Consider the following 25,440-nt stretch of genomic DNA (forward strand, 5'->3'; position numbering starts at 1 on the left):
CCTGCTAGTACTTCTTCTCGACGACGCTCTCGGCCGTGACGCGCAGCATGGCGGCCGCCTCGGGACGGCGGGCGAGCAGGGCGGCGTACAGCACTTCCAGCACCAGCGTCTGTGAGACGAGGGTGTCGAGCACCGAGTCGGTGAGCGGGTCTTCCTGCGTGGACGTGAACAGCACGGCTTTGGCGTGGCGGGTGATGGGGGAGCGGGCGCGGTGCGTGATGGCGACCGTGTAGTGACCGTGCGACTGCGCGAGGCGCAGGTGCTGCACGGTGTCGATGGTGCTGCCGGAGCTCGACAGGGCGATCACGACGCCGCCGCGCGGCAGGGTGGAGATGCTGACGGCCGACTGGTGCGGGTCGGTGTATGCCGTGGCGGTGAGGCCGATGCGCAGCAGGCGGTGCGCGAACAGTTGCGCGACGAGGCCGGAGTTGCCCTGGCCGGTCAGGTCGACGCGTGGCGCGCGGGCGAGCGCGGAGGCGACGTCGTCCAGCACCTGCGGGTCGAGGAGGCGTCCGGTGTCTTCGAGGGTGCGGCAGGCCTGTTTGACGACCTGCGCGGCCTGCCCGGCCAGGTCGCCGGGGTGGGCGGGCGCGCCGGGGTCCCGTCCGGCGACGTCGGAGGCGAGGGCGATCTTGAAGGCGTGGAAGCCCGCGAATTCCAGTTTGTGGCACAGCCGCGTGATGGTCGCTTCGCCTACCCCGGCGGAACCGGCGAGTTCGGTGATGGTCTGGTGCATGACCGTCTCGGCGTGCGTGACGACGTGCTCGGCGAGCCGCTGCAGGGACGGCGAGAGGGCGTGCGCGTGCAGGCGGATGCGGTGGATCACGCCCGGCGCTGCGGCGGGGCGGGCTGCGGTCTGACTCATGGACGCTCCTGGGTGTGCAGGGGAGGTCTGGATCACGAATCCGGGCGAACGAATGGACGGCCTGAGGTGCATTCATCTTAAGGGCTGAAAATTATTTTTGTCAATATGCCCTTAAACGATGAAAGTTATTTTCAAGCGGCTGGTCATCCGACCAGGGGAGCGCGCCAGGTGGTCAGTGCCCGCGCCCGCCCACCAGGCGCAGCCTGTGGACGTGAGCGCAGATCCCCTCCCACCCCTGAATCCACGTCCACTGCCCGCCCTGCAGCGGCCCGTCCGCCTGACCTGCTCCCTCTGCCCGGGCGGCCAGGCCTGGAGGTGGCGCGCGTGACCCTGATGCAGCGCCTGCTCGGCCGTCCGCTCGCCACCGCCGAGGAGCAGCGGCAGCGGATCTCCCCCTGGATGGGCGTGCCGGTCCTCGGCCTGGACGCCCTGTCGAGCGCCGCGTACGGCCCGGAGGCCGCCATGACGGTGCTGCTCGTGGCCGGAACGGCCGGGCAGGCCCTCATCACGCCGATCATGCTGGGCGTGATCGCGCTGCTGCTGGTGCTGTACGCGTCGTACCGGCAGACGATCCGGGCGTACCCGCAGGGCGGCGGATCGTACACCGTCGCGCGCACGAACCTCGGCGTGAACGCGGGCCTGCTCGCGGCGGCCGCCCTGGTGCTGGACTACGTCATGAACGTCGCGGTCGGCATCTCGGCCGGGGTGGGCGCGCTCGTGTCCGCCCTGCCGGTCCTGCTGCCGCTGCGGCCCGAACTGTGCCTGCTGCTGCTGCTCGTGATCGCGGTCGTCAACCTGCGCGGCGTCCGCGATTCCGGCGTGGCCTTCATGCTGCCCACCGTGCTGTTCGTGCTGCTGCTGCTCGGCGTGATCGTGGCGGGCGTGCTGCAGGTCGTCCTGACGGGCGGGCATCCCGTCCCGGTCGTCGCGCCGCAGGCGGGGGCGGCATCCGCCGCCGTGGGCCTGAGCGCGTGGCTGATCGTGCGGGCCTTCTCGGCCGGGTGCACCGCCATGACCGGTATCGAGGCCGTCAGCAACGGCGTCGGCAGCTTCCGCGCGCCGGCCGTGCGGAACGCGCGGCTGGCCCTGACCTTCATCGTGGGTCTGCTGGGCGTCCTGCTCGCCGGGATCGCCTTTCTCGCCCGCGCGTACGGCGTCACGGCGACCGACCCCGCGTCTCCCGAGTACCGCAGTGTCCTGACGACCCTGATCGCGGCCGTGACCGGGACGGGCCCGGTGTACGCGGTGTCCGTCGCGGCGATCCTCGCGGTGCTGTGCCTGAGCGCCAACACCAGTTTCGCGGGCCTGCCGCGCGTCGCGAAGCTCCTCGCGGACGACGATTACCTCCCGCACGGTTTCGCGTCCCGCGGTCCGCGCCTCGTGTACACCTGGGGCGTCGTGAGTCTCACGCTGCTCGCGGCCCTGCTGCTCGTTGTCTTCGGGGGCGTCACGGACCGGCTCGTGCCGCTCTTCGCGATCGGGGCGTTCCTGGCCTTCACCCTCTCGCAGCTCGGCATGGTCGGGCACTGGCGGCGCCTGCGTCAGCGCGGCCTCCCGCTGGTCCTGAACGCCTTCGGCGCGGCGGCGAGCGGCGTGACCCTGCTGGTCGTGCTCGCCTCCAAGTTCACCGAGGGCGCCTGGGTCACGCTGCTGATCGTTCCGGGGCTGGTGCTGGCGTTCCGTGCCACGCACCGTCACTACCGCCACGTGCAGGCCGAGATCACCACCGAGCACCCCCTCGACTTCACGCCGCGGCCCGCGCCGATCGTCATCGTGCCGGTGCAGGCCTGGACGACCGTCACCCGCAAGGCCCTGCGGTTCGCGCGGCAGCTCGGGGATGTCCGCGCGGTCCACGTGCTCACCGAGCAGGACGGCCACGACCTGCAGGACCGCTGGGCCGCCTGCGTGACCGGACCGGCCGCGGCGAGTGGCGCGCCCGCCCCCACCCTGGTGCTTCTGGAGTCTCCGTACCGGCAGCTGCTGGAACCGCTGCTCGACTACGTGCACGCCGTGGAGCAGGACTGCCCGGACCGGCAGGTGGTGGTGCTCGTGCCGGAACTGGTCGGCCCGCGCCTCACGCATTCGCTGCTGCACAACGCCCGCAGCGCCGTCCTCAAGGCGCGCCTCTCGTTCGGCGGGGACCGCCGCGTGGTCGTGATGCAGGTCCCCTGGTCGCTCGACGACACCCAGGGACGGGGCCGGGCGCCGCGTTGACTTGTCATACGGTGTTGATCCGATTCCAGGGATGCCGGAAACAGCTCGGTCCCGGACATCTTTGTTCAGCTGTGCTCTCTGCCTACTTGCCTGTACTTTTTGGACTCACTTTAGTCGTGTAGATTAACCGTAAATCTATGATTGTTTTTATGCTTCTTCGACGGACAGTTTGGCTCTGTTTGACTTAAATTCAGATGAAGATTACAGTATCCACATCCCCGACCTGGATGTGGAGAATCTCACACTTCGGCTGAGTTGCCTTTCACCCTCCCCAGGTCCTGATCTTCCCGCCGTCTCCTCGGGGCGACCGCATCGTCGAATACCGCGCAGAGTTCACTCGCAGGAACAGGGGGGAGACATGACCGAAGAACGTCAGGTCGAGGAACTGGAGGAAGTCGTGCCAGTGCGTGCGACGTACCAGCCGCCGGAGCTCGTCAATCTGGGGGCGTGGAGGGAACTGACCAGAACGCTCCCGGGGACTGGCTTCGGTGGCGGTCAGGGCGGATGAACACGCTTTTCCCGTTCACAGTGTAGAAGGCCGCACCGCTCAGGCCATGCTCCTGTGCTGTCGCTGATCCACCGTTTCGATCTGCACTCGTCAACACTGTGGGCGACAGCGGTGGCGGGATGACCGTGAGCACCATCCTGACGATGGTCGGCGGGACCATTACCGGTAACACAGCTGTCAACGCCGGCGGTAGGTTCAGCCTCAGCACTGCGGCCAGCACCGTTCAGGGCGGCGTGATCGGCAACAACACCGTCAGGGGGCATGGACGGGGCGGCAGCGTGCGGCTTCACAGCGCGGGCAGGATGACGGCCAGCGGAGGCACGATCAGTGAACATCAGGCTCCGTACGGTGCGGTGCTGCAGTGCTGATCACCGGCCCTTACCAGACGCTCTCCGCTGCCGAGTGTGTGCTCTCCGGCGCGAGCGTCACGGGGAATACGGTGACGGATCCCAGCAATGTCGGTGGGGGTTTTTCCAATGAGGGCAAGCTGACCGTCACCAGCGTCAGCGTCTCAGGGAACTCCCCGGACAATGTCTTCACCGAGCAGGAACTGACGACCAGAGGCTGCAGAACGCCCGCCATCAACGGGCGGTAACTTCGGCAGGAGCAACGCGCAGGACAGGCAGGCGGAGGCAGCGGGACTGGCACCCTGCCCGGCAACGTCGTCCAGAGCCAGTGAGACAGGGGGACAACATGGGGTATAAACGGGGAATACTGTGCACCGGTCTGGCGTTGACGCTGGCCGCGTGCGGACCATCAGGTACCCAGAGTCCGGCGGCCTTGCCGGGGACCACCGCCGAGACCACCGGGCCCGAGATCCTTGGCGTGGTCAAGGTCGAATTCCAGCACATCGGTCAGGCCGACTTCTCGGTGCAGGCCACCATGGTCGGGGACGGCCTCGCGTCGCAGACGCTGACCCGCACCGGGGCGCTGTCGTTCACGCAGGGCGCGCGCGGGTCCTTCACCGGGCCCGACCACGTGCGCTACCTCTACGGGCAGCTGAACGTCAACAACACCGGTCCGGCCCGCAGCAACCTCACCCTGCTGGGCATCAATGCCAAGGTGACCGGCGGCTTCCGGAGCCTGGGCGACACCTCGCTGGCCGCCGCGTCCCGGGCCAACGGCGAGCCGCTCACGGCCCTGGAGGCGCGCAAGGTGCTGCCGCTGCACCGCCGCGACCTGATCGGCGGTGCGGTGCAGGTGGTCGATGCCCAGGCCGACTTCCAGGCGTACCCCGAGACGGCCATCACACCGGCGATCGCCAACTTCATGGCGGGCTCGCCGTACAACGGCTACGCCTTCCCCTTCGGTTTCGTGGCGCGCAGCAAGACCAACGCCAGCACCCGGCTGGTGCCGAGCGGCACGGCGGCCGGCACGGTGACGCTGGCCTTCCGGTACCCGGACGAGGACCCGAACAGCACCAGCGACGACCTGAATTCGTTCACGTGGTACGGGCTGGTCACGTCCGACACCGAGAACCGCGAGACGGCCGACCCCTTCGAGACGGACACCGTGCGGGCGTGCGCGGCGGCGCAGACGCTGTACGGCGGGGCGGCGACGGTGGTGGCGGCGACCCTGCGCAACCTGCCACCGACGAACTGCGGCCGGACCAACACCACCGCGCAGGACGTGTACACGGTGCGGACCTCCGGCCGTCCCGGGTCGCCCACCACCAAGGTCCCCGACCTGACCATTGCGCCCTCGGCCGGGACCGACGTGGTGGTGTTCAACGACGTCAATCCGTTCATCGATGGGGCTGCCTACAGCAATCCCAACAACACCACGCTGGTGCAGAACCTGGTGAACTACACGCCGGTCTCGGGCATCAGGGCCAGCAGTAAGACCGTCTGGATGGAATTCGGTCACGGTACCTTCTGTCAGGGTTACTGCTCGGCCCCGTATCTGTCGACCATGAAATCGATCATCACGTCCCAGGGCTATACCGTTCAAGATATCGCTTCGGCTACACTTCCAGTCATTCCTCAGAGTGTCAAAGTGATCTTCCTCTGGAACCCACTGACGAACTTCACGGTGGCCGAAATCAACGCCCTCAAGGCATTCTCGAGTGAGGGCGGCCGTATCGTCTTCATCGGCGAATGGGACGGCTTCTACGGCACAGGAATCAGCGTCGAGAATGCCTTCCTGATCAACATGGGCGCGGTCATGCGCAACACCGGCGGCGCGGTCGACTGCAACTACAACACCGAGCCCGGCACCTCGCTGCGGCCTTCGCAGATCACGGCCGGACTGACCAACCTGACCGTCGCCTGCGCCTCAGTCATCGCCCCAGGCCCCGACGACTTCATCTTCCTGTACGATCAGAGCAACACCCTGCCGCTCGCCGGCGTGGCCCGCATCAACACCACACCCATTGCCACGGTCGTCTCAGCCTCGCTGAAGCCGCAGGCGCTCGCATCCCTGGCTGCACCTGCGCTCAACCCGGCGTCGCCGTCCGGTTACTGAACGCTCCAGGGATTCCTACAAGGCTCGCCGAGATTCGGTGAGCCTTGTGGAAGGTGTCCTGGTACGGTTTTGATCCGATTCCAGCTCAGGACCGGACACCTTGACCTCAGACTGCTCCTGGTGCAGGAAGACGATGCCCAGGACCAGGAGGTTCAGCGGAGCGTCCCCCGTTCCCAGGTCGTCCGGTCAAGGCTCGACAGCAGTGTTCCCGCCGGAAGGAGAGACGGGATCAGCGACAGGAAGACGTCATCGGTCAGCTGTTCATCCCGGAAGGCCCGTTCTAAACGGCGTTTTTTGGCGTCATGCGAACTCTCGCCTGACAGGTGAGCGCACAGTGCACTGGGGTTGACGGGTTGACCGGTGATCATGGCCTGCACCACATCGACCATGCGCTTCAGGGTGTCGATGCGCAGGTGGGGGTTCAGGGCTTTGAACCGCCGAGGAGTTTCACCCGGGTGAAATCGGGCAGGATCTGGAGTCGTCACACACCCAGAACACTGCCCGTTTCGTTGCCTGACCGTAACCACGCCGACCCTTCAACATTTCCGCTCTGGGGGGCCGAACAAAGATGACCGCTACTGAGCGGCAACAGCACCGACATCCCTTCCTGGACAGGGCAGCGCCCTGCAGGACGCTTATCAGCGCTCATGAGGACGCTCGCCCGCTTCGATCTCCTGCAAGCCGTACTTGTGGGCACTCGCCCCGCTCGGCTGAACTCCAGAAGTTCAGCTCAACACCGGATCAGGCGTGCAGGGTGCGCGGCAGGAAGTGCCGGAGTTCCTCCAGCAGGCGCTCCGGGGCTTCCTGCGGGAAGCCGTGCCCGACGCCCGGCAGGATGCGGGCGGGGACGCCGAGGGCGTCGCCGTGCGCGCGGACCATCTGCGGCGTGATGAGCGCGTCGAGTTCCCCGCCGAGCACGAGGACCGGCAGGCCGCGCAGCAGGGCCGGGTCGACGCTCCACGCGGCGAGGGCGCGCGCGTTGCCGGTGTAGAGCGGGGCGGCCATGCGGGCCGCGTCGTGCAGCAGTTGACCGAAGTTGGCGGGCCGTCCGGACGGGAAGAGGGCCGCGAGGCTCAGTTCCAGCAGGGCGGCGTGGCCGGGCAGCAGGTCCAGGACGGGGTAGTTCTCTTCCGGGGTGATCAGGCCGCCGGGCGGGGCGCTGGCGGCGAGGACGAGGCCCGCGCAGGTGCCGGGCGACTGGCGGGCGGCCTCCATCACGACCGCGCCGCCGAGCGAGTGGCCGAGCAGCACCGGGCGCGTGAGGCCGCGCTCCTCGATGTAGTGGTTGAGCCACGCCGCGTAGCGGGGGACGCTGACCTCTCCGTCCTGCGGGGTGCCGGCGAATCCGGGGAGATTGGGGGCGTGCACGGTCCAGCCGTCCGGCGGGGCGGCCTGAAGGTCGTCCCACCACGCGGCGGAGGCGAAGTTGCCGTGCACGGCGATCAGGTGCCGGGCTGGAGCAGGTTCGGGTGTCGGGATGGTCATGGCGTGCCCTCCGGGGCACCGTGGGGTGCGGGGGTGGCGAGCAGGTCGCGCAGGGCGTCCGCGAAGGCGAGGGTGTCGCCCAGCCCGCCGAGGTGTCCGTCGACGGACGCGTACTCGATGTGCTGGTGGTCGACGCCGGCGGCGCGGGTCTGCAGGGTGAATCCGGCCATCTCGCGGGCGGGGAAGAAGGTGTCGTTGACGACGTTGGCGGTCAGCAGCCGCAGGCCGCTGTGCCGCCAGCGGGCGAACAGCTCATCCGCCGGGGCGACGCCGTGCAGGTCGTGCGTCACGACGACGCGGGCGATTTCGTGGATGTGCGCGAGGCTCGCGGTGCGCGCGCGTTCGTGCAGGTACGCGCCGAGCGTGCCGGTGGGGAAGGTGTGCTCGATCCCGTCGGCGCCCAGCCCGAACAGCGTGATGAGCCGCAGGGCGCCTTCCAGGCCGCCGGTGGCGGCGACGTCGCGCAGCAGCGGGCCGAACACGTCCTGCAGGACCGGTCCGGCGTATGGGCTGGTGACGATGGCCGCGACGCGCGGCGCGAGGTCCGGCGTGCGGGCCGCCCATTGCAGGGCCTGCATGCCGCCGAAGCTCGGTCCGGCCACGGCGTGCCAGCGCGGCGCGCCGAGCGCCTGCAGCAGCGCCAGTTGCGCCGCGTGCAGTTCCGCGAACCCCCAGGCGGGGAAGGCCGCGCCCCACGGCTGTCCGTCCGGGCCGGGCGTGTCGGGGCCGCTCGTGACGACGGCCGGGTCGTGGACCTGCACGTTGGCGGGGGTGTTCAGGCACACGACGTGGTAGCGGTCGGTGTCGATGGCGCGGCCCGGTCCGATCAGGCTCTCCCACCAGCCGGGGGCGTCCCCGGGGGCCGTGCGTGCGGCGCGCATGGTGCCGGTGAAGTGATGGCAGACGAGCACGGCGTTGTCGCGCTGCGGGGACAGCGTGCCCCAGCAGTGCCCGCCCAGCTGCAGCGGCACGCCGGACGGCTGCAGGGTGGTGTGCAGCACGAAGGCGCCCGGCGTTTGGCCGGGATGCAGGGCGGACCGTTCGTCCAGCCAGAACGGGCCGGACGCGGCAGGCGCGCCCTGGAGGGGAGCTGACCGGCCCGGCGCTGACCCGGCGGGCCGTGGCCCGGCCGGCGTGGAGCTGGATGGACGTGACGTGGAGGGGACGTCTGACACCCGGCCACTGTAGCCAGGGCGCGTTACGCGGCCGTCACAGTGCCGGGGTGTAACACGGGTGTAACCGCCGTGCCGTACAGTGGCCCCGATTATGAAAACACTGTTGATGACGGTTGGACTGCTCGCGCTGTCCGGCGCGGGTGCGGTCAAGGTCGGCGTGCTGCTTCCCCTGTCGGGGGCGAGCAGCGTCACGGGTCAGGCCGCGAGGAGCGGGTACCAGCTGGCGCTGGACGAGATCAACCGTTCGGGCGGCGTGCTCGGCAAGCCGCTGGAGGTGGTGTTCGCGGACGACGGGAGCGCCCCGGCGAAGGCCGTGCCGGAGTTCGTGAAGCTCGTGACGGTGGACCGGGTGGACTTCATGGCGGGCGGCGTGAGCAGCGCCACCAGCATCGCCATCTCCGGCCCGGCGAAGCAGTACAACACCTTCATGGCGTGGATCGGCGCGGCGGCCGTGCCGGTCGAGGACGCCTTCGCGGACGACAAGTACTTCTTCCATTACCACCCGTGGGCGTACTACAACTTCGAGGCGATCCTCAGTTACTTCCGGTACCTGAAGACGTACAAGGGCGCGAAGAACATCGCGATCGCCTACGAGGACGGCCCCTTCGGCTCGGCGGGCATCGACGCGACCGTGGCGGCCTTCCGGAAGGCAGGCTTCAACGTGGTGCTGCAGGAGAAGTTCAAGACGGGCAGCGGGAACTTCGGGCCGCTCGTCAGCAAGGCCAAGGCCGTGAATCCGGACATCCTGTACTGGATCGGGTACGACACGGACGCCCTGCCGCTCGCGACGGAGATCCGGCAGCAGAACCTGAAGCTCGGGCTGCTGTACGGCACGCCGCCCAGCTGGCCGGTCGGCTTCGAGAAGAACGCCCTGGCGGACAATGTCGCCGGGCTGAGCCTGTGGCTGCCGGGCAGTCCGCAGGCGGAGAGCCGCAAGTTCGTGGCGGCGTACAAGGCGAAGTTCGGGACGGTGACGGAGGAGTACTTCGCGCCGCTCGCGTACGTGAACCTCAAGACGCTGGCCGCGGCGATCAACCGGGCGGGCAGCACCGACAAGGACGCGGTGGCGGCGGAACTCGCGAAGACGAACGTGCCGACGCCGTTCGGTCCGCTGACCTTCAGCCGCAGCAACAAGACGCAGTACCAGGGCTTCAAGGCCGGGAACTGGCTGCACTTCCAGTTCCAGGGGGACGCGCGCGTGCCGGTCTTCCCGATCAAGTCCGCACAGAAGCCGATGGTGTACGGCCGCTGATCCGGGCTGGCCCCGGGCTGATGCCGGGGCCGCTCGCCGACCCGTGATCCGGCGGGAAGGTGCCGCCCTTCCCGCCGGACGCCGCGCCTGAGTGCCGCGCCCCTCACCTTCTGGAGACTGTATGGACCTCTTCCTTCAAACCCTGCTCAACGGCCTGCTGCAGAGCGGCCTGTACGCCCTGGTGGCGTCCGGGCTGGCACTGGCGGTGGGCGTGCTGGGCATCGTCAACTTCGCGCACGGGGAGTTCCTGATGATCGGGGCGTTCCTGGCGTGGGCGGCCAGCACGTACCTGGGCGTCGATCCGCTGCTGGCCATGCCGCTGGTGGCGGCCGCGGTGTTCGCGGTCGGGGCGTTCACGTACCGGGTCAGCATCCGGCACGTGCTGCTCGCGCCGGAACTCAACCAGATGCTGCTCACCTTCGGGCTCGGCATCCTGCTGCAGAACCTGGCGCTGATGCTGCTCGGCGGGAACACCCGGACCGTCAGCACGCCGTATCAGGCGAGCAGTCTGCAGCTGGGGGCGCTCAGCATCGGCGGGCCGAAGGCCGTGGCGTTCGCGCTGGCGGCCGTGGTGCTGGGCGCGCTGTACGCGGTGCTGTACCGGACGGATCTCGGGCGGCAGATGCGGGCGGTGGCGCAGAACCGCCGGGGCGCGCAGCTGATCGGCATCAACGTCGACCGGGTGTACCTGATCGCGTTCAGCGTGAGTTGCGCGCTGGCGGCGGTGGCGGGGGTGCTGGTGTGCGTGCTGCTGTTCGCGTCGCCGGCGGTGGGGCTGGTGTTCGCGCTGAAGGCGTTCGCGATCATCGTGATGGCGGGCCTCGGGAATCTGACGGGCGTGCTGTGGGCGTCGGCGCTGCTGGGCGTGTCGGAGGCGCTGGTGCAGACGTACGTGCCGGGCGGCGGCGGCTGGAGCGACGCGGTGTTCTTCCTGATGATCTTCGGGACGCTGGTGCTGCGGTCCTTCCGGGGGGCGCGGTGAGCGCCGTGCCGAGGCCGGGCGGGGCGGCGCGGGCGTCGTCCCGGGGGCGGTCGTTGACGCTGCTGGCCGCGTTCCTGCTGCTGGCGCTGGCCTTTCCGTTCCTGCCGCTGGGCGATCAGGCGGACTACCTGCTGCAGATCGGGTTCTTCATGCTGGTGTCGGGCATCCTGGCGCTGTCGTGGGACCTGCTGGCCCGCAGCGGTCAGGTGAGCCTGGCGCACGCGGCCTTCTACGGGCTGGGGGCGTACGGGTACGCGCTGCTGCTGCGCGCCGGGGTGCCGTGGGGCCTAGCCATGCCGGGCGCGGCGCTGCTCGCCGGGGCGGTGAGCGTGCTGCTGGGCGTGGTGACGCTGCGCCTGAGCGGCATGTACTTCGCGATCGCGACGCTGGCCTTCACGGAGGTCGTCCGGACCGTGATTCAGAACCTGCCGGAGTCGGTGGCGGGCGGCGCGACGGGACTGCTCGTCCCGGCCCTGCTGGGTGGGCAGGCGCGCGGGCAGTACCTGCTGGCGCTGGCGCTGCTGACCCTGACGGTTCTCGTGAGCCTCGCAGTGAGCCTGAGCCGCTGGCATCACGCGTTCGCGGCGATCCGGCAGGGGGAGGAGACGGCGCGGGTGCTGGGCGTGCCGGTCGCGCGCTACAAGCTGCTCGCGTTCTTCCTGAGTTCGGTGCTGGCGTCGCTGGGCGGGGTGCTGTTCGCCGGGAAGACCTTCTTCATCAATCCGCTGGAGACCTTCAGTCTCGCGAACTCCATCGCGCCGCTCACCACCTCGATCTTCGGCGGGCTGTACACCACGCTCGGGCCGGTGCTGGGCGCGGCGGTGCTGCGCGTGGCGGAGGAACTGCTGCACCGCGCGGTGCAGAACGGGTCGCTGGTCGTGTACGGTCTGGTGCTGATGCTGAGCATTCTGTGGCTGCCGCGCGGTCTGATGGGGCTGCTGCGCCGGGGCCGCAGCGGGAGCGAACTGTGACGCGGCCCGCGCCGGCCTCCGGGCGGGAGGGGAGCGCGGCGGAGACGGTGCTGCGCGCGGACGGCCTGAGCCGGCACTTCGGGGGGCTCAGGGCGGTGCAGGACGTGAGCTTCAGCGTGTACGCCGGGGAGATCCTGGCGGTGATCGGGCCGAACGGGGCGGGCAAGACGACGCTGCTGAACCTGCTGTCCGGCGTGTACCGCCCGTCGGCGGGGCGGCTCACGCTGCTGGGGCGGGACGTGACCCGTGCCAGCATGGAGGCGCGCTGTCACGCGGGGCTGGGGCGGGCCTTCCAGATCGTGCGGCCGTTCGGGGAGATGACGGTGCACGAGAACGTGACGGTGGGGGCGCTGTTCGGGACGCCCGGGATGCGTCTCCCGCAGGCGCGTGAACTGGCGTGGAGTCTGCTCGTCCGGACGGGGCTCGCCGCGCAGGCGGACCGTCCGGCGCACGAGTTGACGCTGCTGCAGGACAAGCGGCTGGAGGTGACGCGCGCCCTGGCGACGCAGCCGAAGGTGCTGCTGCTCGATGAGGTGATGGCGGGCCTGCGGCCCGCCGAGGCGCAGGAGGCCGTGGCGCTCGTCCGGTCCGTGCGGGAGTCGGGGGTGAGCGTGCTGTTCATCGAGCACATCATGCCGGTCGTGCGTGACCTGGCGGACCGGGTGGTGGTGATGGATCAGGGGCAGGTGCTGGCGCAGGGCACGTACCGGGAGGTGACGGCGCACCCGCAGGTGGTGGCCGCCTACCTGGGCAGCGACGCGGAACTCGGTGCGGCGCTGGGGGAGACGGGGGCGGGGGACGCGCCTGCCGGGACGGTGCGCGCGTGACCGGGCCGCGCGGGCAGGCGCTGTCGGTGGAGGGCGTCGCTGCCGGGTACGGCAAGGTGCAGGTGCTGTGGGACGTGAACCTGCACGCCGCGCCGGGCGAGTTCGTGGCGATCGTCGGCGCGAACGGGGCCGGCAAGACGACCACGCTGCGGGCCGTGAGCGGTGTGGTGCGGCCTCAGGCGGGACGGATCGTGCTGGGCGGGCGGGACGTGACGCGCGCCGCGCCGAGCGAGATCGTGGCGGCCGGGCTCGGGCACGTCCCGGAGGGCCGGGAACTGTTCGCGCAGATGACGGTGCGCGAGAACCTGATGCTCGGCGCGGCGATGCGCCCGGACGCGCGCGCGGCGGCGGAACGCACGCTCGCGCGGGTGTACGATCTCTTCCCGCGCCTGCAGGAGCGCGCGCTGCAGCTGGCCGGCACCCTGTCGGGCGGTGAGCAGCAGATGGTGGCGGTGGGACGCGCCCTGATGAGCCTGCCGAGCGTGCTGGTGGTGGACGAGCCGAGCCTGGGCCTGTCGCCGCGCATGACGCAGACGGTCTTCTCGGCGCTGCAGGCCGTGAACGCGGACGGGGTGACGGTGGTGCTCGTCGAGCAGAACGTCTCGCTGAGCCTGCGGCTCGCGCACCGCGGTTACGTGCTGGAGAACGGTCAGGTGGTCCGCGAGGGCAGCGGCGCGGACCTGCTGGCGGACCCGGCCGTCCGGGCCGCCTACCTCGCCCTGTGACGACGGCCGTGCCTCCGGACGTGCGGGGTCTGCACTAGCATGGGCGCGTGACCCTGCAGCCTTCCTGGCGCGACCTGACCTCGCAGCGCCGGACGCGCCCGCCGAACGTGCGGGGCGTCCTGCCGCGCCTGCGCGTGACGGACCTGCTGGGCGCGGCGCGGGTGGGCGTGGTGGTCGCCCCGGCCGGGTACGGCAAGACCACGGCCCTGGCGGCCCTGCCGGGACCGCTGTGCTGGCTGACCCTCGACGCGGACGACGCGGACCCGCAGGTGCTCGCGGCGGGTCTCGCACTGGCCGCCGAGGCGCTGGAGGACGGCTTCCGGGTGGCGGCGCTGCTGGACGCGGGCGCGACGCCCCGGCTGGTCGCGGCGCGGCTGGGGGACCTGCTGGAACGTGTCGGCGCGACTTTGGTGATCGACGAGGCGCAGCATCTCGCGCACCCGCTGGTGTCGGAGGTGCTGGGTCGCCTGCTCGGCCCGCCGGGCGGCGGGGCGCGGGTGGTGCTGCTGTCGCGCCTGCCGCTCGCGTCGGCGGACCTGACGCGTCTGGAGGCGGCGGGGGAACTGCGGCGCCTGTCGGTGGCGGACCTGGCCTTCACTCCGGCGGAGGTCGCGGCGCTGGCCGCCACGCAGGGCGTGACGCTCACGCCCGCGGAGGTCCGGGTGGCGCACGCCGTCACGGAGGGCTGGCCGATCGCGGTGCGGTTCCTGATGCAGGCGGCCGGGCAGGGTCGGCTGCACCTGTCGGCGCTGGATGAACTGAGCGGCGGTCCGGCCTTCGCGGAGGCGCCGCTCACGTCGCTCTTCACGTACCTCGCGCAGGAGGTGCTCGGGCCGCTCGATCCGGCGTTGCGGACGCTGCTCACGCAGGGCAGCGTCTTCGAGGAACTCACGGCCGGACTGCTCGTCAGCGTGCTGCAGCAGGAGCAGGCGGGGCTGCTGCTCGACGCGCTGGCCGGCAGCGGCACCTTCCTGACGCGGGTGGGGGACGGGTACCGCGCGCATCCGCTGCTGCGCGCGCACCTGCGCTCGCAGCTGCCGCCCGGGGAGGTCACGCGGCTCGCGGCGCGCGGCGCCGCGTACTTCGAGGAGACGGGCCGGCCCCGCCGCGCCATGGCCGCGCACCTGCAGGCCGGGCAGCACGGGCGTGCCGCGGCGCTGCTCGCCCGGCACGGGCAGGCGTGGCTGGCGCAGGGCCGCACGCAGCTCGTGCAGCGCAGCCTGAACGCCGTGCCGCTCGGCGAGTGGACTCCGGACCTGTACGCGCTGTCCGGCGACGCGTTGCGCGCCTCCTCACGGTACGCCGAGGCGCTCGCCCGGTACGCGCACGCCGGGCCGCTGCAGCGGGCGCTGGGAGAAGCGCGGGTCGCGCTCGACACCGTGCAGCCGGCCCTGGCGTGGGCGCCGCTCGAGACGGCCGCCGAGCTGACCGCCGGGGCCGGAACGCCGGAACGGCCCGGGACGGCCGTCACGTTGCGGCGCATGCAGGCCGAGAACCTCCTGAACGCTGGACAGCTGGCCGAGGCGCTGGCGCTCGATCCGGCCCTGGCGACCGGCGCCCGCGCCCTGCTGCGGTCCGGGCAGCTCACGGCGGCCCTCCCGCTCGCCCTGCAGGCCGCCCGCGGCGAGTCCGGCGGGGCGCGCGCCGCGCAGAACCACCGCGAGGGCCTGCTGCTGCTGAGCTTCCTGCAGGCGCTGCTCGGAGACGGGCGAGGCGCGGAAACGCACGCCCGCGAGGGCCTCGCGGAGGGCGAGCGGCTGGAGAGTCCCTTCGTGCAGGGCCTCGCGCTCGCCCGGCTCGGGCACGCCCTGCTCGTGCAGGGCGACAGCAGCGGCGCGGCGGGCGCCTACCGGGACGCCTACGCCCTGGCGACCGGCGTGACGGGACGCCTGCAGGTGGAGCCGCTGCTGGGCCTGACGGTCCTCGCGGCCCGCACGGGCGACGCGGCCGGCGCGGACCTGCAGCTGCAGGACGCGCTGCTGCGCAGCGGCGGGGACCGCTACATGGCGGGCCTGCTGACCCTGGCGGCCGGGCTGGGGCAGCTGCAGGGCGGGCGGCCGGACGCGGCCCGCCCGCACCTGCAGCGGGCGGCGGACCTGTTCGGGACGGTCGGGGACCGCTTCGGGCTGGCGGCCACCCACCTCGCGCAGTACGCCGCCCTGCACGCCCCCGGCGGGCCGCAGGACGAGCACACCAGTGCCGCCTGCCGGGAAGAGCACGCCGGGCAGGCGCGCGCGGCGGTGCTGGCGTACCCGTTCCTGCTGTCGCGTCCCTCGCTGCTCTCCCCGTTCCCGGAACGGGCGCGCCGGGCCGCCCTGCTCGCGTCCCTCGCGGCCGGGGTGCCCGGCGGTCCGGACCACTTCACGGGGATCGCCCGCGACCTCGGGTACCCGCGCGTGCCGTGCAGGCAGGACGTGCCGGGCTTCGAGGTGAAGGTCCAGGTGCTGGGCGGCCGCGTCAGCGTGCAGCGGGACGGCCGGGAGAGCCGCGAATGGGGCCGCGCGAAGGCCCGCGACCTGCTCGCCCTGCTGGCCCTCCACCCGGCCGGACTGGCACGCGACGAGGCGCAGGACGCCCTCTTCCCGGACGCGGAAGTGCCGGTCGCGGAACGCAACTTCCGCGTCACGCTGCACGCCCTCGGACAGGTGCTCGAGGACGGCGCAGTGAGCGGCACCTTCCTCGAACGCGGCGAGTGGCTGCGCCTGCGCGTCTCGCCGGACCTGACGGTCGACCTGCACGCCGCGTGGGCCCTCCTCGCCGCGCCCGCCGGGACACCGGGACGCCTGGACGGCCTGCTGGCCCTGCCGGACGCGCTCGCCGACGTGCCGCTGCCGCAGGTGCAGGACGCCGCGGCCCGCTACTCGGCGCAACTGCCGGACGCCCTGGCTGCCGAGGCCGCCCTGGCCTTCCAGGTGGGCGAGTCGGCCGCAGCGCAGCGGGCCGCGGCACGTGCCCTGACCCTCGATCCGGCCCACGAACCGGCGGCCCGCCTGCAGATGCGCGCCGCACACGCGGCCGGTCACATGGCCGCCGTCACCCGCACGTACCGCGCCCTCGAAGCGGCCCTGGCACTGCTGGACCTCACGCCGCTCCCGGAGACGGCGGCCCTGCACCGCGCCCTGACGGGACCCTGAACCGGCCGGTTCCCGCAGGTCTCCAGGTTGTGATGCCTGGCCCGCTCCGAGATGCCGTGGATGGTGCCGGCGGTCGCCCGGTGCCGGAAAGGCAGGCGCGGCACCGGCCTGGAACGCGTGAGGGGACGCCTGCAGTTCATTCCGGCGGTCACGCCTTGCCGCGAGGGGTGGAGCGTCTCGCGGTGCGGCAGCGCGACCGGGGAAGACGCGGGGGCCCGGGGCACCGAACTTGCGTCCCCCGACCGTTCACGCCGCCTCTATCCTGGTGCCATGAAGCTCTCGATGTGGTCTCTCGTCGCCGGTCTGGCCCTCCTCTCCGCGTGCGCTCCGGCGGCCACAACGGCGCAGGGTGATCTCACGACTCCGATTCTGGCCCCTGGTCAGGTGTGGACGCTCTCTACCGACACGGCGGAGGGCCTCAGCACCCCGCCGACCGAGGTCACGGTCGGCCAGCCGAAACGGTACGGAAAGAGCGTGGGTTTCGAACGTGACGTGCAGACACTCCCGGGGGGCATTTCCACCCTCGACTCCTTCTTTTACGCTCCGGCCGACAGCGATCCTGCATACATCGCCGCCTTTCAGGCCCGGCTTGGTGCAGACGCGTCGCTCACGACCATAAAGCTCTGTATCGTCCGGAATCCGGTCAATCAGCTGGACGTCCAGCAGAGCGGGCTCTTCAGCAACGACTCGGCGGTAGAGGGCGCACTGGCCAGTCCGGTCACTCAGGCATACATCGAGAAAGGAACGCTGACCGGTCAGCAGACCTGCAAACTCACCAGAGTCAGGTGAGACGGTGTTGAGCTGATGGCCTGGAGTCCAGTCGAGCGCGGCGCACAGTCGCCGCACGGCCGTGAGCACGGGCAGGGACGGCGTAGAGGAGGTGGACGGAATGCCTTCGCGGTTCCCGGCAGCACTGGAATCGGATCGAAACCACATCAGTCCGCCGAACAAGCCGAAGCACGCCTTCCATGCTGGGAACGTGCTCCACGGGTGGCTGGACGCCTTTCATCCCCGAGGCCATCAATACTGCCCCCATTCCCGCGAACGGCAGCCGCGCTACCCCATCCCAGCGGGCCGGTACCTCCGCAATGGCGTCACCAGTCCAAGCGGGTACGTCAACGCCCCCAGCACGCGCGATTCAGGAACAACGCCCGCAGCGTCACGCGTTGTCGCCCGCCCGGCCGAGCGACGCCTCGAACGGTGCCGGCCGCCCGAACAGGTACCCCTGCCCGAACCGCACCCCCAGGTCCCGCAGCAGCAGGAGCGTGTCGAGGTTCTCGATGCCCTCCGCCACCACCGGCAACCCCAGCTGCATCGCCATTGCCACCGACTGCGTCAGTACCGTCCGCGCGGCCCGCTCGGTCAACGCCTCCGACAGGAACGCCCGGTCGAACTTGATCACGTCGATCGGCAGGCGCGACAGCAGCGACAGACTCGAGTATCCTGTCCCGAAGTCGTCCAGCGCCACCTGCACTCCCGCCGCCCGGAGCGCCGTGAGATGCGCCGTCGCCAGCCCCACGTCCTCCAGCACCGCACTCTCCGTCACCTCCAGCACCAGACACTCGGTCGGCAGGCCCGCAGACCTCACCAGCGCCAACGTGTCTTCCGCGAACGCCGGATTGAGCAGCTGGAGCGGACTCACATTGACGTTCACCTTCAATCCCGGCCGGTCGGCACGCAGCAGGTCGCGGATCGCCCGCCGCAGCACCCACTGCCCCAGCGCGTAGATGTACCCCCCGCGTTCCGCCAGCGGAATGAATTCCACCGGCGACACCGCACCCAGCAGCGGGTGCGTCCAGCGCAGCAGCGCCTCGAACGAGACCGGCACCTGACCGTTCATGTCCACCACCGGCTGGTACTGCAGCGCGAACGTCTCGTCCGTCATGGTCCGCAGCCCCTCCTCCAGAATCCGGCGCCGCTCCAGCCGCTCCCGCGTTTCCTGGGTGTACTGGCGGTAGACCACGCCCGCGTCACGCGCTTCCTGAAGTGCCAGTTCCGCGCAGCTGAGCAGATGTTCCGCCGTCGACGGCGCCTCCGCTTCCGCCTGCCCCCAGATCAGGCGCACCTGCACCGCCCCGGTGTTCATCGAGTACGGCCGCGCCACCGCCGCCTGCACCGCCCCGAATTCCCCCAGCAGTCGCGTGCCCAGCAGCGCGAACGTATCGGACCGCAGCCGCGCGCACAGGACGTCCGGGATCTCTTCACGGAGCCGCGCGGCGAGCTCCACCACCAGCCGGTCCGCCCATGCTGCGCCGTACACGGCCCCCATCCCGTCGAGGTTCGCGACCTGCACCATCACGGCACTCACCGCCGCTCCCTCTTCCGCCGCGCGCGTCAGCCCCGTCCGGTTGAGCAGGCCCGTCAGCCCGTCTCGCAGGTGCAGCGACTGAATCTCCAGGTATTGCCGGTGCTGCCGGTCGCTGAGGTCGTTCACGGTGCCTGCCAGGCGCCCCAGTTCGTCCTGCGCGTGCACCTGCAGGCGGTATGTCGGTTCCCGTTGCATCCGGCGAATCCCGGCGTCATACCGCTCCACCACCTGCAGCACCCGCCGGCGAACGAACGTCGTTCCCAGCAGCAGCGCGATCACCGCACTCAACGCCGTGATGAACAGCAGCTGGAACGTCACCTGACGTCCCGCTTCCTGCAGTGGCCGCTCGATCGTGACATGCAGCAGCGCCGATGTCCGACCGTCCGGCGCACTCAACGGGAACGTCAGTGCCGCTTGGGCCCGCTGCACCGGTACCGGGCCCCGGGATGGGCCGCCCAGCGTGACCTGGCTGTCCGGCCCCAGCGACGTGATCTCGGCAAGCGCCGCCGGCGTCAACAGCCGCGCGAACAGGAACCGTCCCGCGAACCCGCTGCCGTCATCCCGTGTGATCGGCCGCGCCGCCAGGAGGTAGAACTTTTCTCCCACCTGCACCACACCCGACACCGGTCTCACGGGTCCTGACGGCAGGGTGCCGAGCAGGGTCCGGACGAGTTGCTGACCTGCGACGTCTGCCACGATCCCCGCTGGACCGTACGTCGCTGAAGACAGCAGCAGACCGGCGCGGTCCGTGACGCCCCACACCGACACGTGCCCACCCGCGAAGGTGCTCGGTACCAGCGCCGAACTCAGGTACGACGGATTGCGACCTTCGGCGAAACGGTACGTGTCACTCCACGTCGAGAAGTTCTGCGTGAAGGCCTGCAGCCGCGCCTCCTCCCGGTCGTAATCGCGGCCCAGCGCCGCTTTCATCAGGGAAAGCTGCCGCTGTTCGAGCGACGCGAAGCGCCGCAGGAGCAGGTCAGGAACGAGCACCACCTGCAGCAGGAACGTCGGAATGACGATCGCGAGAATCAACAGCAGTGCCTGCTGCCGTAAAGAACGTGACCGGAGGCGCAGAAAGCTGGACAGAGCGGTGATCGACATGCGCCTCCTGACGCGAACAAACGTTCAGTGGATGAAGTGTACTGACCGTCCAGCCGCACCGTCTCCAAAATTTCCGACATGAACCATCGCTCAAGCTCGGTTCCGGTCCCTGGGCGCGTCAGCCGGTGAGTTCCGTGTCTGCTGCAGGTTCCTCAGATGTCCCGGGTGTGAACACGCTGCTGAATTGCAGAAAACATCGTGTTGCCGGAGAAGCCGAGACCGGGTGGCCGCCTTTGTGCAGGACCGCGGTCATGGCCGGACCGAGACGCGAGCGGGCCGTCTGATCCGGTGTTGATCCGGATTCAGGGACGCCGGGGACAGCGACGGCGGCTCTGTCTGGGCAGAGCATCGCCTGCGGGGGCGGTCCATGAGTCCGTTCAGGAGGATCGGGCGGAAAGGTCAGAGTTTTGGGCAAGGATCGCGTGCCGGGCCTGTCTACACTCGGTCCTGTGCCTGTGACCGCGGTTCGCGTTCAGGACATGTCGGCACACGCCTGACCCACGGTCCGTTCCTCAGGTACGCGCCGCTGCCGGGACGCTGTGCGGGCGGTGTCAGGAGGAAATCGGCGGTGCGGGCGCAGGAAGCCCGGTGGATCGCGCCACTCGTCGTGGAGGAGATGCTGCTGCGGCTGCTGCTCGGTCCGTGCGGGCCGCTCATCGCGCAGATGGGCAGGACGGACTCGAACACCCAGCGGATCGAGCGGGCCATCGGGTGGATCCGGCAGCATTTCGATCAGCCGCTGAACATCGAGCACCTGGCCGAGCTGACGCATCTGGGCAGTTCGACGTTCCACGCCCGGTTCAAGGCCGTGACGGGCTTCAGCCCGCTGCAGTTCCAGAAGCACCTGCGGTTGCAGGAGGCGCGGCGGGTGATGCTGACGTCGGGGGCGGACGTGGGCGGGGTGAGCCGGCAGGTGGGGTACGCGAGCGCGTCTCAGTTCACGCGGGAGTACGCCCGAATGTTCGGGCGCGCGCCCCGGCAGGACCTGGCCGTGGCGCGCGGCGCCGCACCGGACCTGCTGCTGAACTGATCCGGTGTTGAGGAGGTGGAAGGGATGCCGGTGCTTTTCCCGGCATCCCTGGAATCGGATCAGAACCGTACTTGTTGGTTCCCTTGTCGCTCGGCTGAACTCCAAAAGTTCAGCTCAAATGATCCGGTGTTGCGCTGAAGAAACGGGCAGGCGTTCATGGGCGTTGCTCTGTCCAGGAAGGGAGGTCTTCGCTCGGCGTCCGCGTCGTCGGATCAACACCGGATGAGTGGAGGGCGGCGCGGCATGAGGTCCGGGCCGGAGCGGCGGGGAGGGAGGCGTGCAGGTGTCCGGGTGGGCACGGCCTCGCCTGCCGTCGTACCGGCTGTGGGCAGGCCGTCCCGGGTGTTCATGGGTGGGCCGGGACCTGCGGGACTTCCCGCTGCCAGCCGCGCACCCAGGCGACGTCCAGCGTCTTCGGCCACGGTCCGCGCCGCTCACCGCCCGGCAGCAGGTCCGGGAGCTCGTAGATGTTGAGCATGAACTGCATCGGGTACGCCGGCGACTGCGGCACCTGCCCGACCACCGCGTCGTCCACGCGGAACGTGACGTGCTCGGGCGTCCACTCGGCGCTGTACACGTGCAGGTCGGCGGAACGGCCGGGAATCCGCACCGAATGCATGTCGGTCGTCAGGGCCGGGTCGTGGATGGCCTTCACGCCGAACCGGACCCGGAAGCCGTCCGGGTCGCGTTCGTGTCCGAACACCTCGCAGATGCAGATCTCGCCGGACTGGGTGGGGTGGCGCTCCACGCCGATCATCCAGAATGCGCCCAGGTAGCCGGGCGGGAGGTCGGCGCGGAACGCGACTTCGAACAGGCCGTACCGGGGGGTGTACAGGCAGGAGTCCGGCTGCGGTTCGGTGACGCGCAGGTCGGGATGGAAGCGGTGCTGTCCGGCGTCGCTGCCGACCGGCCCGGCGAGAACGCCGGTCTGGAGGCTGGAGACGCGCAGTGCCCCGTCGACGGCGGGGTGCCACGGACGCTGCTCTTCGGTGATCTGCAGGTGCAGTCCGCGCCCTTGGAGCGCGTAGCGTGCGGCGGAGACGTCACGGCCCGCCCAGTGCGGCAGGTAGTACGGGAGCCAGCGGGTACGGTCGAGGTGGGGGGCGCGGAAGTCGTCCTCGAACGTCAGGACGTACCCGGACCGTGCGGCCGTGGCGGTCACGTCCACCGCGGCGCGTCTGGGAGGGTTGGGAAGGCACTGGACGGTTGGGCACTGGACGGCTGGGCGCTTGACGGCTGGGGCATGTGGGCTCCTGTCGGCCGGCGCAGGTGGCCCTGCAGGGTGACCCGGCGTGCGGATCAGCTTACCGGACGTGCGGAACGTCTGGGTGCCGGTGCCGGGTCGTGCGCCGGAACGCGCCGTCTCATACGGTTTTGATCCGATTCCAGGGACGCCGGAAACAGCACCGACATCCCTTCCATCTTCTCCCAACCGTACTTTTTGGTGCTCGCTTCGCTCGGCTGAACTCTACAAGTTCAGCTCAAAACCGTATCAGCGGGCCTCGCAGGTGAGCTGCTCGTCGCCACTCCAGACGGCTTCGCAGTGCCCGTCCGTCCAGGTGACGGTGACGCGGTCGCCGTTCCTGGCGTTCAGCTGGATGTATCGGCTGGCGGGCACGGTGAAGTGCTGGTCGCCGAGGCGTGCGTCCGCGCCGACGGGGACGTGGGGGGGAAGCTGCCGCAGGGCGCTGCGCTGCAGGTAGGGCGTGAAGTCGGCCACGGTGACGAGGGCGTCAGGGGCAGGCTGGACCGTCAGTGCCGTGCGGTCGAGGGTGACGCTGAGCGGGAGGCTTTCGAGGTCCACCGTCACCTGGGCCGCCCACGCGAACGGCGGGACGGGCAGCAGGGCCGTGCCGTTCCTGCCGGTCACGGCGCGGTCGGTGCCGCGCGTGACGGTGACGCCGGGCGCGCCGACCCGCACCTCGATGACCTGACGGGTGCCGGGCGTCACGGTCTGCGCGTCCTTGCCGCCGACGGCGAGCGTGCCGTTCACGGTGGCGGTGGCCTGCGGGGACGGTCCTGCCGTGAGGGTCAGGGTGGCGTTGACGGGGCCGGTCAGGCTGGCGGTCGCGAGCGGGGTGGGCCATACCTGCAGGGTGTCGTCGAGGGTCCAGTCGTCCAGGACGGTGTGCTGGCGGGCGGACAGCTGGATGGTGCCGTCGCCCGTGCCGCCCTGCAGGGTGAGGGTGGGGGTGACGTTCAGGGCCACCTGGACGGACACGCCGGCGGAGGGTGGACGGCTGGCGGGGTCGGTGTGATCGCGGGTGTAGGCCTGGGCCGACCACGTTCCGGCCGCGCGGGGGAGGGGTCCGGCCGCGCCGAGCCGCAGGGTGCGCTGGCGGTCGCCGTCCTGGGTCTGCTGTTCGGCGGTGGCGGTCAGCTGCACCAGCGGGTGGGTGATGAAGGCGCTGGCCTGCAGGGACAGGGTCTGCAGGTCGCCGGAGCGGCCGCGGTCCTGTCCGGTGTGGGCGGTGACGTTCCAGCTGCCCCAGGGCTCGCTGCGGGTGAGGGTGGCGTTCAGTGCGAGCGTCCGGGCGGTGCTGTCGTCCTGCGCGAGTGCGTCCACGCTGAACGTGACGTCCTGCTCGGCCGTGCGGTTCCGGTCCGTGCCGGGCCGCCAGCGCACGCCGAGGTGCAGGCCGGACGACGGGCCGAGCAGGGCGTCGGCGGCGAGCTGCAGGGCTTCGCTGGCGGTGTAGGCGACGCTGCCGCGCACGGCCGGGCCGTCCGGCTGCAGTCCGGCGGCGGCCGCGTACTGCAGTTGCCCGGCGACGCTGCGCTGCGGCCGCTGATCGAAGGGGACGGTGAAGCGGCGCAGGAGGGTGCCGTCCGGGGTTTCGAGGTCCACCGTGAGTGTGCCCTGGACCGGCGGGTAGCTGAAATCCGGCAGGTCGGTGACGCCGGGCGTCAGGGGACCCTGCGCGAGGGTCGCGCCTTCGTAGCTCACCCGGTAGCGGCCCGCTGTGGCGCTGTCGAGCCGCAGCGGGGCGGGGCGGTTCAGGCCGGGGCGGCGCTGCACGCCGAGGCCGAGCAGGCTGCCGTGCGCGAGCGGGCCGTCCGGGGGCAGCAGCCCGGCCTGCAGTTCGGTGTCGCCCTGCTGGCGGTAGGCGTACGCGGAGGGCAGCTGGCCGCGCAGCTGGGTGACGCCGGAAGTTCGCGTCAGGCCGAGGGTGCCGGCGCCGCGCACCCCCCACGCGGCGGTGCCTGGCGTGCGCGGGGCGTCGGGGCGGGCGTCGACGGTGAACTGGCCTGTGCCGGTCACGGTGCCGGCGGCGGCGGTGACGGTGAAGGTCGTGCCGATGATGGCGCCTGCCGTCTGTGGCGCGGTCGTGCCGGGCGCGCCTGTGGTGAGGTCGGCGCCGACACTTCCGGCGGTTCTGGAGGCGGGGCGCGTGAGCTGCAGGGTGAGCTGCGAGGGGTCGATGACGGGGCGGAGCCGGTCGGGCAGGGCGATCAGGTCGCCGTCCCGGCAGTGGTCCGGCAGGCCGGTGTCCGGGCCGAGCAGCGGGAGGTCCGCAGCCTGGACGAGGATCCGCCCGCCGTCCAGGCGGACGAGGAGGATGCCGACGGCGTCGTCGTTCACGCGGGTGTCGAGCGGCGTGATGGGCAGGGCGGCGAGATCGGGCGCGCGGGCGTCCAGGCAGGCAGGCGTTTCGTTCGGTGCTGCGGCGCCGGCCAGGCCCGGCAGGAGGAGGCACAGCAGCGTGAGGTGCGTCCGGAGGTGCCTGACGGGCGGCATGTCAGGGGACCGTCAAGGTCTGTGTCTTGCCGTCCTCCGTCGTCCAGCGCAGTTCCTGCACGCCCTGCATGTCGAGGATCCGGCCCTGCTGGGCGAGCAGGTACGTGAGCGGCTGCGGTGTCCAGCCCTCGGCGGTGCGGGTCTCCAGCCGCACCAGTTTGAGGTGGACGGGGCCCGCGTTGTGCAGGGTGACGCGGCCGTCCGCGCCGCGGGTGGCCGTGACGGCGGGGGCGCCCGTGGCGGCGGGAACGATGCCGTCGAACAGCGGGAGGCTCAGCTGCAGGCGGGTGGTGACGCCGGGCGCGGCGGCGGCCCGCTGGGTGATGAGGAGTCGGTACGCTTCCTCACGGGTGGGGGCGGCGCCGAGCCGCGCGACGCGGACGGTCTGCTGCGCGCCGGGCGCCAGCGTGACGCTGCTCGGCGCGACGACCACTGCCTGGGTGGGCTGCAGCGTGTCGAGACCGTCCGGTTGACGCCAGGTCAGCAGGGTGAGGTCGAAGGTGACCGGGCCGTCCAGGGTGTTCGTGAGGGTCAGTTCGGTGGCGCGCTGCTGGGGTTTGAGGAGCAGTGTGGTCGGGTTGACCGACACGCCGCCGAGGGCGGCGGCGGGTCCGGTCAGCAGGCAGAGGGTCAGGGCGAGGGAGAGCAGGGGCTTCAT

21 protein-coding genes are annotated in these 25,440 nt (G+C 70.8%); 13 read left to right on the forward strand and 8 right to left on the reverse strand.

Features of this window, described 5'->3' with window-relative positions; translation table 11 throughout:
• Nucleotides 1-4 precede the first annotated feature (4 nt).
• The gene (locus IEY33_RS11245; protein ID WP_188963377.1) at nt 5-865 is read right to left on the reverse strand and encodes a MurR/RpiR family transcriptional regulator; all 861 of its coding nucleotides are present in this window, start codon (nt 863-865) and stop codon (nt 5-7) included.
• Between the two features lie 333 nt (nt 866-1,198).
• Here IEY33_RS11245 and IEY33_RS11250 point away from each other — a divergent pair, with 333 nt between their 5' ends.
• From IEY33_RS11250 to IEY33_RS19310, 5 genes are all read left to right on the forward strand, one after another.
• Nucleotides 1,199-3,079, forward strand: a complete 1,881-nt coding sequence (locus tag IEY33_RS11250; protein WP_229670966.1) for an APC family permease — start codon at nt 1,199-1,201, stop codon at nt 3,077-3,079.
• Between the two features lie 358 nt (nt 3,080-3,437).
• Nucleotides 3,438-3,587: a hypothetical protein gene (locus tag IEY33_RS11255; RefSeq protein ID WP_188963379.1), complete on the forward strand. Its 150-nt coding sequence runs from the start codon at nt 3,438-3,440 to the stop codon at nt 3,585-3,587.
• A gap of 119 nt (nt 3,588-3,706) precedes the next feature.
• Nucleotides 3,707-3,955, forward strand: a complete 249-nt coding sequence (locus IEY33_RS11260) for a hypothetical protein (protein ID WP_188963380.1) — start codon at nt 3,707-3,709, stop codon at nt 3,953-3,955.
• Complete coding sequence (locus IEY33_RS11265) at nt 3,949-4,182, forward strand: hypothetical protein (RefSeq protein WP_188963381.1); 234 nt, start codon at nt 3,949-3,951, stop codon at nt 4,180-4,182. Before IEY33_RS11260 ends, IEY33_RS11265 begins: the two co-directional genes overlap by 7 nt.
• Nucleotides 4,183-4,367: 185 nt before the next feature.
• Nucleotides 4,368-6,050 carry a hypothetical protein gene (locus IEY33_RS19310; RefSeq protein WP_229670953.1) on the forward strand — a complete coding sequence of 561 codons (1,683 nt, stop codon included), beginning with the start codon at nt 4,368-4,370 and terminating at the stop codon, nt 6,048-6,050.
• Between the two features lie 152 nt (nt 6,051-6,202).
• Here IEY33_RS19310 and IEY33_RS11275 read toward each other — a convergent pair whose 3' ends face one another.
• The 3 genes from IEY33_RS11275 to IEY33_RS11285 form a co-directional block, all read right to left on the reverse strand.
• Nucleotides 6,203-6,535, reverse strand: coding sequence for a hypothetical protein (locus IEY33_RS11275; protein ID WP_188963382.1), 333 nt, complete (start codon nt 6,533-6,535; stop codon nt 6,203-6,205).
• Nucleotides 6,536-6,791: 256 nt separating this feature from the next.
• Entirely contained in the window at nt 6,792-7,535 is a 744-nt protein-coding gene (locus IEY33_RS11280; RefSeq protein ID WP_188963383.1) for an alpha/beta fold hydrolase, read from the reverse strand.
• Nucleotides 7,532-8,536 (reverse strand): alpha/beta fold hydrolase, encoded by a 1,005-nt coding sequence (locus IEY33_RS11285; protein WP_229670954.1) that lies wholly within the window; start codon nt 8,534-8,536, stop codon nt 7,532-7,534. The genes IEY33_RS11280 and IEY33_RS11285 overlap by 4 nt, the downstream gene beginning before the upstream one ends.
• Before the next feature lie 265 nt (nt 8,537-8,801).
• Here IEY33_RS11285 and IEY33_RS11290 point away from each other — a divergent pair, with 265 nt between their 5' ends.
• The 7 genes from IEY33_RS11290 (at nt 8,802) to IEY33_RS11320 (ending at nt 17,390) form a co-directional block, all read left to right on the forward strand.
• A complete protein-coding gene (locus tag IEY33_RS11290; protein WP_188963384.1) occupies nt 8,802-9,962 on the forward strand; it encodes an ABC transporter substrate-binding protein in 1,161 nt (386 codons plus the stop codon).
• Nucleotides 9,963-10,083: 121 nt separating this feature from the next.
• Nucleotides 10,084-10,944 carry a branched-chain amino acid ABC transporter permease gene (locus IEY33_RS11295; protein ID WP_188963385.1) on the forward strand — a complete coding sequence of 287 codons (861 nt, stop codon included), beginning with the start codon at nt 10,084-10,086 and terminating at the stop codon, nt 10,942-10,944.
• Nucleotides 10,941-11,915, forward strand: coding sequence for a branched-chain amino acid ABC transporter permease (locus tag IEY33_RS11300; protein ID WP_229670955.1), 975 nt, complete (start codon nt 10,941-10,943; stop codon nt 11,913-11,915). Before IEY33_RS11295 ends, IEY33_RS11300 begins: the two co-directional genes overlap by 4 nt.
• A complete protein-coding gene (locus tag IEY33_RS11305; protein WP_229670956.1) occupies nt 11,912-12,742 on the forward strand; it encodes an ABC transporter ATP-binding protein in 831 nt (276 codons plus the stop codon). Before IEY33_RS11300 ends, IEY33_RS11305 begins: the two co-directional genes overlap by 4 nt.
• On the forward strand, nt 12,739-13,467 hold the full coding sequence (locus tag IEY33_RS11310) for an ABC transporter ATP-binding protein (RefSeq protein WP_188963386.1): 729 nt from the start codon (nt 12,739-12,741) through the stop codon (nt 13,465-13,467). Before IEY33_RS11305 ends, IEY33_RS11310 begins: the two co-directional genes overlap by 4 nt.
• A 47-nt stretch (nt 13,468-13,514) precedes the next feature.
• Nucleotides 13,515-16,601 (forward strand): winged helix-turn-helix domain-containing protein, encoded by a 3,087-nt coding sequence (locus IEY33_RS11315; RefSeq protein WP_229670957.1) that lies wholly within the window; start codon nt 13,515-13,517, stop codon nt 16,599-16,601.
• Between the two features lie 270 nt (nt 16,602-16,871).
• The gene (locus IEY33_RS11320; RefSeq protein WP_188963387.1) at nt 16,872-17,390 is read left to right on the forward strand and encodes a hypothetical protein; all 519 of its coding nucleotides are present in this window, start codon (nt 16,872-16,874) and stop codon (nt 17,388-17,390) included.
• Nucleotides 17,391-17,760: 370 nt separating this feature from the next.
• Here the strand turns inward: IEY33_RS11320 and IEY33_RS11325 are convergent, their stop codons facing one another.
• Nucleotides 17,761-20,013, reverse strand: a complete 2,253-nt coding sequence (locus IEY33_RS11325; RefSeq protein ID WP_188963388.1) for an EAL domain-containing protein — start codon at nt 20,011-20,013, stop codon at nt 17,761-17,763.
• Between the two features lie 568 nt (nt 20,014-20,581).
• On the opposite strand from IEY33_RS11325, the gene IEY33_RS11330 reads away from it, so the two are divergent.
• A complete protein-coding gene (locus IEY33_RS11330; RefSeq protein ID WP_229670958.1) occupies nt 20,582-21,043 on the forward strand; it encodes a helix-turn-helix domain-containing protein in 462 nt (153 codons plus the stop codon).
• A gap of 346 nt (nt 21,044-21,389) precedes the next feature.
• Here IEY33_RS11330 and IEY33_RS11335 read toward each other — a convergent pair whose 3' ends face one another.
• The 3 genes from IEY33_RS11335 to IEY33_RS11345 all read right to left on the reverse strand — a co-directional run bounded on the left by IEY33_RS11335 (nt 21,390) and on the right by IEY33_RS11345 (nt 25,440).
• Nucleotides 21,390-22,205, reverse strand: a complete 816-nt coding sequence (locus IEY33_RS11335; RefSeq protein ID WP_188963390.1) for a glycoside hydrolase family 16 protein — start codon at nt 22,203-22,205, stop codon at nt 21,390-21,392.
• A gap of 330 nt (nt 22,206-22,535) precedes the next feature.
• Nucleotides 22,536-24,782, reverse strand: a complete 2,247-nt coding sequence (locus IEY33_RS11340) for a hypothetical protein (protein ID WP_188963391.1) — start codon at nt 24,780-24,782, stop codon at nt 22,536-22,538.
• Between the two features lies 1 nt (nt 24,783).
• A complete protein-coding gene (locus IEY33_RS11345) occupies nt 24,784-25,440 on the reverse strand; it encodes a fimbrial biogenesis chaperone (RefSeq protein ID WP_229670967.1) in 657 nt (218 codons plus the stop codon).

Origin of the sequence: Deinococcus aquiradiocola, assembly GCF_014646915.1 — a bacterium.
Lineage (GTDB): Bacteria > Deinococcota > Deinococci > Deinococcales > Deinococcaceae > Deinococcus > Deinococcus aquiradiocola.

Coding starts and splice junctions, on each gene's coding strand:
- IEY33_RS11320 (WP_188963387.1), top strand. CDS start 16,872: ATGAAGCTCTCGATGTGGTCTCTCGTCGCCGGTCTGGCCCTCCTCTCC.
- IEY33_RS11250 (WP_229670966.1), top strand. CDS start 1,199: ATGCAGCGCCTGCTCGGCCGTCCGCTCGCCACCGCCGAGGAGCAGCGG.
- IEY33_RS11255 (WP_188963379.1), top strand. CDS start 3,438: ATGACCGAAGAACGTCAGGTCGAGGAACTGGAGGAAGTCGTGCCAGTG.
- IEY33_RS11295 (WP_188963385.1), top strand. CDS start 10,084: ATGGACCTCTTCCTTCAAACCCTGCTCAACGGCCTGCTGCAGAGCGGC.
- IEY33_RS11260 (WP_188963380.1), top strand. CDS start 3,707: ATGACCGTGAGCACCATCCTGACGATGGTCGGCGGGACCATTACCGGT.
- IEY33_RS11345 (WP_229670967.1), bottom strand. CDS start 25,440: ATGAAGCCCCTGCTCTCCCTCGCCCTGACCCTCTGCCTGCTGACCGGA.
- IEY33_RS11280 (WP_188963383.1), bottom strand. CDS start 7,535: ATGACCATCCCGACACCCGAACCTGCTCCAGCCCGGCACCTGATCGCC.
- IEY33_RS11290 (WP_188963384.1), top strand. CDS start 8,802: ATGAAAACACTGTTGATGACGGTTGGACTGCTCGCGCTGTCCGGCGCG.
- IEY33_RS11245 (WP_188963377.1), bottom strand. CDS start 865: ATGAGTCAGACCGCAGCCCGCCCCGCCGCAGCGCCGGGCGTGATCCAC.
- IEY33_RS11325 (WP_188963388.1), bottom strand. CDS start 20,013: ATGTCGATCACCGCTCTGTCCAGCTTTCTGCGCCTCCGGTCACGTTCT.
- IEY33_RS11340 (WP_188963391.1), bottom strand. CDS start 24,782: ATGCCGCCCGTCAGGCACCTCCGGACGCACCTCACGCTGCTGTGCCTC.